This is a genomic window from uncultured Devosia sp., assembly GCF_913055165.1.
GTDB lineage: Bacteria > Pseudomonadota > Alphaproteobacteria > Rhizobiales > Devosiaceae > Devosia.
In genome coordinates, this window is the sequence record NZ_CAJXJS010000099.1 from 1 (window position 1) to 7,275 (window position 7,275).

A 7,275-nucleotide genomic window follows, 5' to 3' on the forward strand; every position below is an offset into this window, starting at 1 on the left:
CCAATGATCCGCTCGGCAAAAACCGCCGCAAACAAAAACCCCGCCGCCAAAGCGATGGGGTTCGTCAACAGTCTGAGCCGGGGTAGAACCCCGGCTTTTGCATTCGTGGATCTGGCCGGGCCTTACGCCATGGCCTTCTGCAGGTTAACGTCGATGGCATCAAGGAAGCCCATGGTGGTCAGCCAGGGCTGGTCCGGACCGACGAGCAGCGCCAGGTCCTTGGTCATCTTGCCTTCTTCGATGGTGTCGACGGTGACCTTTTCGAGGGTCGCGGCGAACTTGGCCAGTTCCTGATTGTTGTCGAGCTTGGCGCGGTGGGCGAGGCCACGGGTCCAGGCAAAGATCGAGGCGGTCGAGTTGGTCGAGGTTTCCTTGCCCTGCTGGTGCTGGCGGTAGTGACGGGTCACCGTGCCGTGGGCGGCCTCGGCTTCCACGATCGAACCATCGGGGGTCATCAGCACCGAGGTCATCAGGCCAAGCGAGCCAAAGCCCTGGGCCACGGTGTCGGACTGGACGTCGCCGTCATAGTTCTTGCAGGCCCAGACATAGCCGCCGGACCACTTAAGGGCCGCTGCCACCATGTCATCGATCAGGCGGTGTTCGTACCAGATCTTCTTGGCCTCGAACTTGTCCTTGAACTCAGCTTCGTAGATCTCCTGGAAGATGTCCTTGAAGCGGCCGTCATAGGCCTTGAGGATGGTGTTCTTGGTCGAAAGATAGCAGGGGACGCCGCGGTTGAGCGCATAGTTCATCGAGGCGCGGGCGAAATCGGTGATCGAATCGTCCAGGTTGTACATGCCCATGGCAATGCCGGCGCCCGGCGCGTCGAACACATCATGCTCGATCACGGTGCCGTCTTCGCCGACGAACTTCATGGTCAGCTTGCCCTTGCCGGGGAAGCGGAAGTCGGTGGCGCGGTACTGATCGCCGAAGGCATGGCGGCCGACAATGATCGGCTGGGTCCAGCCCGGTACCAGGCGCGGGACGTTCTTGCAGATGATGGGCTCGCGGAAAATCACACCACCCAGGATGTTGCGGATAGTGCCATTGGGCGACCGCCACATCTTCTTGAGGCCGAATTCCTCGACGCGGGCTTCGTCCGGGGTGATGGTCGCGCACTTGATGCCGACGCCGTGCTTCTTGATGGCATTGGCCGAATCGACCGTGACCTGGTCGTCGGTGGCGTCGCGGTTCTCGACCGACAGATCGTAATATTCGATCGGCAGGTCGAGATAGGGATGGATGAGCTTGTCCTTGATCGCCTGCCAGATGATGCGGGTCATCTCATCGCCGTCGAGGTCGACGACCGGGTTGGCGACTTTGATCTTGCTCATCGAATTGCTCCCTTGCAAATACGGATAACGGCCCGCGGCCATGTTCGGCGGTCCCTATAGCACCGCCAGAGCAAAGCGCAAAGACAGGCTCGGCAAGGGGGCTTGCCGGATGGCGGGCGGCTATTTCGACGGCAGGGTGGCGACGAAGGCGCGCGCTGTGGCGAGCCATTCAAGAAGGGCGTCGTCATCCTCTATGGCGTCGCCGGAAACGAAGACGAAGCCGCCCATCGTGCGGCCGTTCATCACCATCGGCGCGGCGCCCTGTCGGGCCAGGGCTGCGTCCATCCCATCCTTGCCGACGCGGACAAGCAGGGTGCCGTCCTTGATGGGACACACCAGCATATTGCCGCGATGCATGAACGCGCGACCGTTGAACATCTTCTTTTCGACCAGGTCGAGGTCCGGTGTCAGAGCCCGAATGCGCTCGGAGAGTTCTTCCAGGGCCAGACTCATCACTGGCTCTCCCGATAGCGTTGGTGACGCGGCAGATGCTCGGGGATCATGTCCCAGGCCTGGTGGGTGCGCGCAAAGATCAACTGATTGGGCGCGTACCAGGCATTCTGCCCGGCGAACAAGCCCGCCGGCACGATCCGCAATTGGGGGGCGCGGGACGATTCCGCAAAGACAGTGGTTCCGCATTCCGGGCAGAAGTGCCGTGTGAAGTTCGCCCCGGAATCGGCTGGCCGAGTGTGGCTTTTTGTTTCGCCTTCGACGGTGACGCCCGCGCGGTGGAACAGCACGATCGAGGAGTGGCCGCTTCCTGATGCCTTCTGGCAGTGTAGACAGGCGCATTGGAACATCGAAACCGGCCGCCCCTGGGCGTGCAGCGTGACAGCGCCACAATCACAGCTGGCGGTCAGGTCAAGTTCAGGCATTGTCGACGTGCTCATGGCGGGCAAGCTGGCATGCGGCCAGCAAGTGGGCAAGCGTCACCTTGCCAAGCGCGGTCACAGGCGCAACAGTGCCGCGCCTTCCGGAGAAACCATGGCGCTGCATCCCGACTACCCTCTGTTGACTGCAAGGCTGCGTCTGCGACCCTTTACCCGTGGTGACGTCGACGCGGTTCATGCCTATCGCGGTCGGGAAGATGTCGCGCGTTATCTGTTTGATCCACCGCTCAGCCGCGATGAATGCGCCCTGGCCATCCAGCAGCGATCGACGCAGACGGGATTTCTCGAAGAGGGGGATCGGATCGTGCTCGCTGTCGAAAAGCGAGATGATGAGGGAATTGTCGGTGAGGTGTCATTGATATGGCGCTCCGTCGAGGCACGGCAGGGGGAGTTGGGCTGGATCTTCCATCCCGATCACCACGGCAGGGGCTATGCCACAGAGGCAACCAACGCCATGCTCGATCTGGGGTTCGGTCCGGCGGACCTGCACCGCATCTTTGCCCGCTGTGACGCGCGTAATGTCCCCTCCTGGCGGCTGATGGAGCGCCTGGGCATGCGCCGGGAGGCCCATTTCCGCGAGCATGCCCGCTTCAAGGGAGAGTGGGACGAAGAATTTTACTACGCCATTTTGCGGGACGAATGGCTATCCCTCCGGCACTCCGGGTGATCCGGTTTTGCAACCCCACCGGCTAAAAAGATTTGCTCTCATCAACCGGGAACTTCGGGGCGCCAGCGGCATTGCGGGTCAGGGCTGCTCTATCCTGCGGAGGGTTGCGGATCATGTCGTCTTTGCGGTTGCCGATCGAAACCGATCACCTTGTGTTGCGGCCCTTTGAGCGGGGCGATCTGGAGGCGGTCTGCCGCTACCATGTGCTCCCGACCGTCCAGCGCTATGTCGAGCGACCGACCCGATACCATGAGGACGTGGCCAAGGTCATATCCATCATGCGCGATCAGGTCGAACTGCACCGGCCGGGCGATACCCTGACACTGGCCATGGTGCGCAAGGGTGATCATGCCCTGGTGGGGCAAGTCAGTCTGAGATGGTCCGACGCCACGGCGAGCCAGGGGGAATTGCGTTTCGCCATTGATCCGGCCGAGAGCGGCAAGGGCTATCTCACCCAGGCGCTGACCGCCCTGATCGATCTGGCCTTCGATCACTTCCGCATCCATCGGCTCATGGTGCGCTGTGACGGGCGCAGCCACCATTCGGTCAAGCTGATGCAGAAGCTGGGCCTGCGACTGGAGGCGCATTATCGTGAGCACGCTCTGTTTCAAGGCGAGTGGGACGAGGAACTGCATTTCGCCCTGCTTGACCGGGAATGGCGCCCCAGCGCCCAGGTGGTGGACTTGCCTGTGCGGGGAAGGGTGGCCTGATTTGCTGAAATTGTCCTATTGAGCTATGTCGCCGCTGGATTTTTCGCGGAACGACGACACATGGCCGGTACAGACAGCTCCCAACCTCTCTCCCTTGCGCCCTGTCCGGCGATTATCCTGTGCGAGCCGCAATTGGGCGAAAACATTGGCGCCGCGGCGCGGGCCATGGCCAATTTCGGGCTCTGGGACATGCGTCTGGTCCGTCCGCGCGACGGCTGGCCCAATGAGAAGGCCGTTGCCGCGGCCTCGCGCGCCGACCATGTGCTGGAGCGCGTTCGCGTATTCGACACCCTAGAAGAGGCGATGGGCGACCTGACCCTGGTTTACGCCACCACCGCCCGCTCGCGTGACATGCAGAAGGAGGTCTATGGGCCCGAAGAAGCCTCCTCATATATGGCTGGACACATCGCCGGCGGTCAGAAGGCGGGTCTGCTCTTTGGGCGTGAGAAGTGGGGGCTGCTCAACGAAGAAGTGGCCATGGCCGACGCCATCGTCACGCTGCCGGTCGAGGCGGCATTCGCCTCGCTCAATATCGCCCAGGCGGTGCTGCTGATGTCCTATGAATGGCGCCGTACCAGCGAGGCGGGCAGGGCGCTGCCCTTTGGCGACAATCTCGCCGAAGCCGCACCGCGCAACGATCTGGTCGGCCTGTTCGAACATCTCGAAGGCGTGCTGGACCAGACCGGCTTCTTCACCACGCCCGACAAGCGCCCCAGCATGGTCAACAATCTGCGCACCGCACTCACTCGCGGCCGCTTCACAAGTCAGGAAATCCGCACCCTTCGCGGCGTGATCTCCTCCATTGACCGCCGCCACGAGCGACCCAATCCCAATCGGATGAAAAAGGCAGAGAAGACCGAGGATTAGCGCTGTCGTGAGAGGTAGGTGAAGGCAGACCTAGCATGAACAACTCCCTGATCATGGGCGGAACGGGAATGCTGCAGGAGGCATCGCGATGGCTCATTGCGCGTTCCGACTCAACGCTGCTGGTCGCCCGAGGCGCCAACCGCATGGATTTTGGATCGGGGACGGTGTCTGCCCTGGATGCAGATTGGAACCGGCCTGATTTCGAAGCAAGGGTTCGTGCGGCCTTGGCGGAAATTCCCGAAATCAGCACTGCCTTGCTTTGGCTGCATGATCCTGAACCGATCCTGACCTGGCTGGTTCCCTTGCTGCCGGGCGCGCAGATCGTCGTTGTCCTGGGATCGACGGATGGTCGCCCTGAACAACTCCGGCATTTGGCACATGTGGACTTCGTGCAGTTGGGCAGTGTGGAAGAGGGTGGCAGACGCCGGTGGCTGACCCATGCTGAGATAAGTGCGGGCGCCATTTCGGCACTCAATAACAGAAAATCGGTTGTCGTCGGCCAGTTGGTAGGGCTGTCCGGCAGGTAAAAGACCGGGGGCACGCGCCACTTCGCCTTTGACCCTTCATCGCCAAAATGCGATGAGCGAAGCATCATGAGCGCTCACGCCCCTTCCGAGCCGTCCAAGCTCGCCTTCACCTATATCGGTTTCCGCTTTTTCTGGCTCACCACCCTCTTGGTCAGCTTTGCGGTGCAGATCATGTCGGTGTCCATCGCCTGGCAGATCTACGACGTCACCGGCAACGCCTTCCTGCTGGGGCTGGTGGGGCTCTGCCTGTTTCTCCCGGCACTGCTGCTTATTCTGGTTACGGGCCTGGTCGCTGACCGTTTCAACCGGCGTGGCATCATGGCCATTTGCCTGACGGTCGAACTGGGCTGTGCACTGGGCTTCCTGACGCTGGTCAATGTGGAGGCGCATGAAGTCTGGCCGATCTTCGTCATCCTCGTGGTGCTGGGCACGGCCCGTGCCTTCTGGGGCCCCGCGGCGCAATCGCTGGCGCCCAATCTGGTGCCCACCGAAGCGCTCAGCAATGCCATCACCGTCAATGCCTCTGCCTGGCAGTTCGCTTCGATCACCGGTCCGGCGGTCGGTGGCCTGCTTTATGGAATTGGGCCCAGCTTTGCCTTCGGCACAGCGGGCGCCCTGTTGGTTTGCGCCGTCATCACCGTCCTGCTGATTCCCAAGCCTGCAAAACGGGAGTCGCATCAGGCCACCAGCCTTGAAACCATGTTCGGGGGCTTCCGCTACATTTTTTCCAACAGGGTGGTGCTCGGCGCCATCTCGCTCGACATGTTCGCCGTTCTGATGGGCGGCGCGGTTGCCTTGCTGCCGATCTATGCCAAGGACATCCTCAATGCCGGGCCAACCGAATTGGGCCTGCTGCGCGCCGCGCCGGGGCTCGGGGCCATCGTCATGGCGCTCTGGCTCACCCGTTTCCCGGTCCGCGATCATGCCGGAAAGGTTCTGTTTCTCTTTGTTGGCCTGTTCGGCGCCTTCACCGTCCTTTTCGGCTTCTCGACCACGGTCTGGGTGTCGATCCCGGCCCTGGCACTGGTGGGGGCGGCGGACATGGTCAGCGTTACCATCCGGGAAACCATCATGCAGCTGTGGACGCCGGAGGAAGTGCGCGGGCGCGTCAATGCGGTCAATTCGGTCTTCATCGGCGCCTCCAATGAGCTGGGCGAGTTCCGCGCCGGCACAGTGGCGCATCTGATCGGGCCAGTGCCCGCTGTTGTGATTGGCGGTTTTGGCGCCATGGCCGTGGCGGTCATCTGGAGCCGCATCTTCCCGCAATTGCGCGAACAGCGACACATCGACAAGCGGATGGCCTAGCCGCCCAGGTTCATGTCTTGACCACCGTCAAGGCACTCTTCCCCTCACGGTCCACAGTCAGGCTGTGCCGACAACTGGAGACCGGCCGGTTTCCGGACCGGTGCAGGTTGTTGAGGAGGATGCAGTGTCAAAAGCTAGCATGGCGCTCGTCAGTGCCCTGTTGATGTTAAGCACATCACCGGGCAGCGGGCAGGATAACCAGATCGGCGCTGACGCATATGCGGCGGCCTGCGCCGTCTGTCATGGTTCGGACGGGAAGGGCGGCGGCGAATTTGCCGGCGTGCTTACCGTGCAACCCCCCGATCTGACGACGCTCCAGGCCAGGAACGAGGGAGTGTTCCCCTATCTGGATGTGTTTCATGTTGTCGACGGTCGGACCACTCTGCGCGCACATGGCACGTCTGCCATGCCGATCTGGGGCGATACGTTCAAGCAACAGATCGGAGACTATGCAGGACCGTTCGGGGCAGAGCTTCTGGTGCGAGCCAGGATCACCGCCTTGGTCGACTACATAGAGTCCATGCAGGAATAGCTGCGGAGGGCGCGCCACGGCGTGCCCTTCGTCCTTGACTCTATTGCCGCTGGCCTCTATGACCCGCCCACCTATTCCGGCCAATCGGCCCATAGGCGCACCCGGGATTCTCTGTTGGGAGTCTGTCGGTCCTTGTGAAAGCAGGGGCAGAGGAGGGCGCGATCCATTCAACCGGTCCCTCGGACGCGCGGCCTTTTCCGCAAGGTCTGCAACGCTTCGGGGCCAAGCTTATGAAAAGGATACGCGATGTCGAAGCGTCATTCAGCAAAGTATAAGATTGACCGCCGTCTTGGCGAAAATATCTGGGGCCGTCCCAAGTCCCCGCTCAACGCCCGTGCCTATGGCCCCGGCCAGCACGGCCAGCGCCGTAAGGGCAAGCTGAGCGACTTCGGTCTGCAGCTGCGCGCCAAGCAGAAGCTCAAGGGCTATTACGGCTCGATCAC

General features: G+C 62.0%; 9 protein-coding genes and 1 pseudogene. 7 read left to right on the forward strand and 3 right to left on the reverse strand.

Annotated elements, in window-relative coordinates:
* Window positions 1-122: 122 nt before the first annotated feature.
* The 3 genes from QZ564_RS18550 to QZ564_RS18560 all read right to left on the reverse strand — a co-directional run bounded on the left by QZ564_RS18550 (window position 123) and on the right by QZ564_RS18560 (window position 2,209).
* Entirely contained in the window at window positions 123-1,334 is a 1,212-nt protein-coding gene (locus QZ564_RS18550; protein ID WP_297113308.1) for an NADP-dependent isocitrate dehydrogenase, read from the reverse strand.
* Window positions 1,335-1,454: 120 nt separating this feature from the next.
* The gene (locus tag QZ564_RS18555) at window positions 1,455-1,787 is read right to left on the reverse strand and encodes a TfoX/Sxy family protein (RefSeq protein WP_297113310.1); all 333 of its coding nucleotides are present in this window, start codon (window positions 1,785-1,787) and stop codon (window positions 1,455-1,457) included.
* Window positions 1,787-2,209, reverse strand: a complete 423-nt coding sequence (locus QZ564_RS18560; protein WP_297113312.1) for a GFA family protein — start codon at window positions 2,207-2,209, stop codon at window positions 1,787-1,789. Before QZ564_RS18560 ends, QZ564_RS18555 begins: the two co-directional genes overlap by 1 nt.
* A gap of 109 nt (window positions 2,210-2,318) precedes the next feature.
* Here QZ564_RS18560 and QZ564_RS18565 point away from each other — a divergent pair, with 109 nt between their 5' ends.
* The 7 genes and pseudogenes from QZ564_RS18565 to QZ564_RS18595 all read left to right on the forward strand — a co-directional run.
* Window positions 2,319-2,891 (forward strand): GNAT family protein, encoded by a 573-nt coding sequence (locus QZ564_RS18565; RefSeq protein WP_297113313.1) that lies wholly within the window; start codon window positions 2,319-2,321, stop codon window positions 2,889-2,891.
* Between the two features lie 113 nt (window positions 2,892-3,004).
* The gene (locus QZ564_RS18570; protein WP_297113315.1) at window positions 3,005-3,601 is read left to right on the forward strand and encodes a GNAT family protein; all 597 of its coding nucleotides are present in this window, start codon (window positions 3,005-3,007) and stop codon (window positions 3,599-3,601) included.
* A 60-nt stretch (window positions 3,602-3,661) separates the two neighbouring features.
* On the forward strand, window positions 3,662-4,468 hold the full coding sequence (locus QZ564_RS18575) for an RNA methyltransferase (protein WP_297113319.1): 807 nt from the start codon (window positions 3,662-3,664) through the stop codon (window positions 4,466-4,468).
* 35 nt (window positions 4,469-4,503) lie between these two features.
* Window positions 4,504-4,995, forward strand: a complete 492-nt coding sequence (locus QZ564_RS18580) for a hypothetical protein (protein ID WP_297113321.1) — start codon at window positions 4,504-4,506, stop codon at window positions 4,993-4,995.
* A gap of 66 nt (window positions 4,996-5,061) precedes the next feature.
* Window positions 5,062-6,300 (forward strand): MFS transporter, encoded by a 1,239-nt coding sequence (locus tag QZ564_RS18585; protein ID WP_297113323.1) that lies wholly within the window; start codon window positions 5,062-5,064, stop codon window positions 6,298-6,300.
* A 124-nt stretch (window positions 6,301-6,424) separates the two neighbouring features.
* The gene (locus QZ564_RS18590) at window positions 6,425-6,832 is read left to right on the forward strand and encodes a c-type cytochrome (protein ID WP_297113325.1); all 408 of its coding nucleotides are present in this window, start codon (window positions 6,425-6,427) and stop codon (window positions 6,830-6,832) included.
* 246 nt (window positions 6,833-7,078) lie between these two features.
* Window positions 7,079-7,275, forward strand: a pseudogene (locus tag QZ564_RS18595) (30S ribosomal protein S4); the annotation flags it as partial.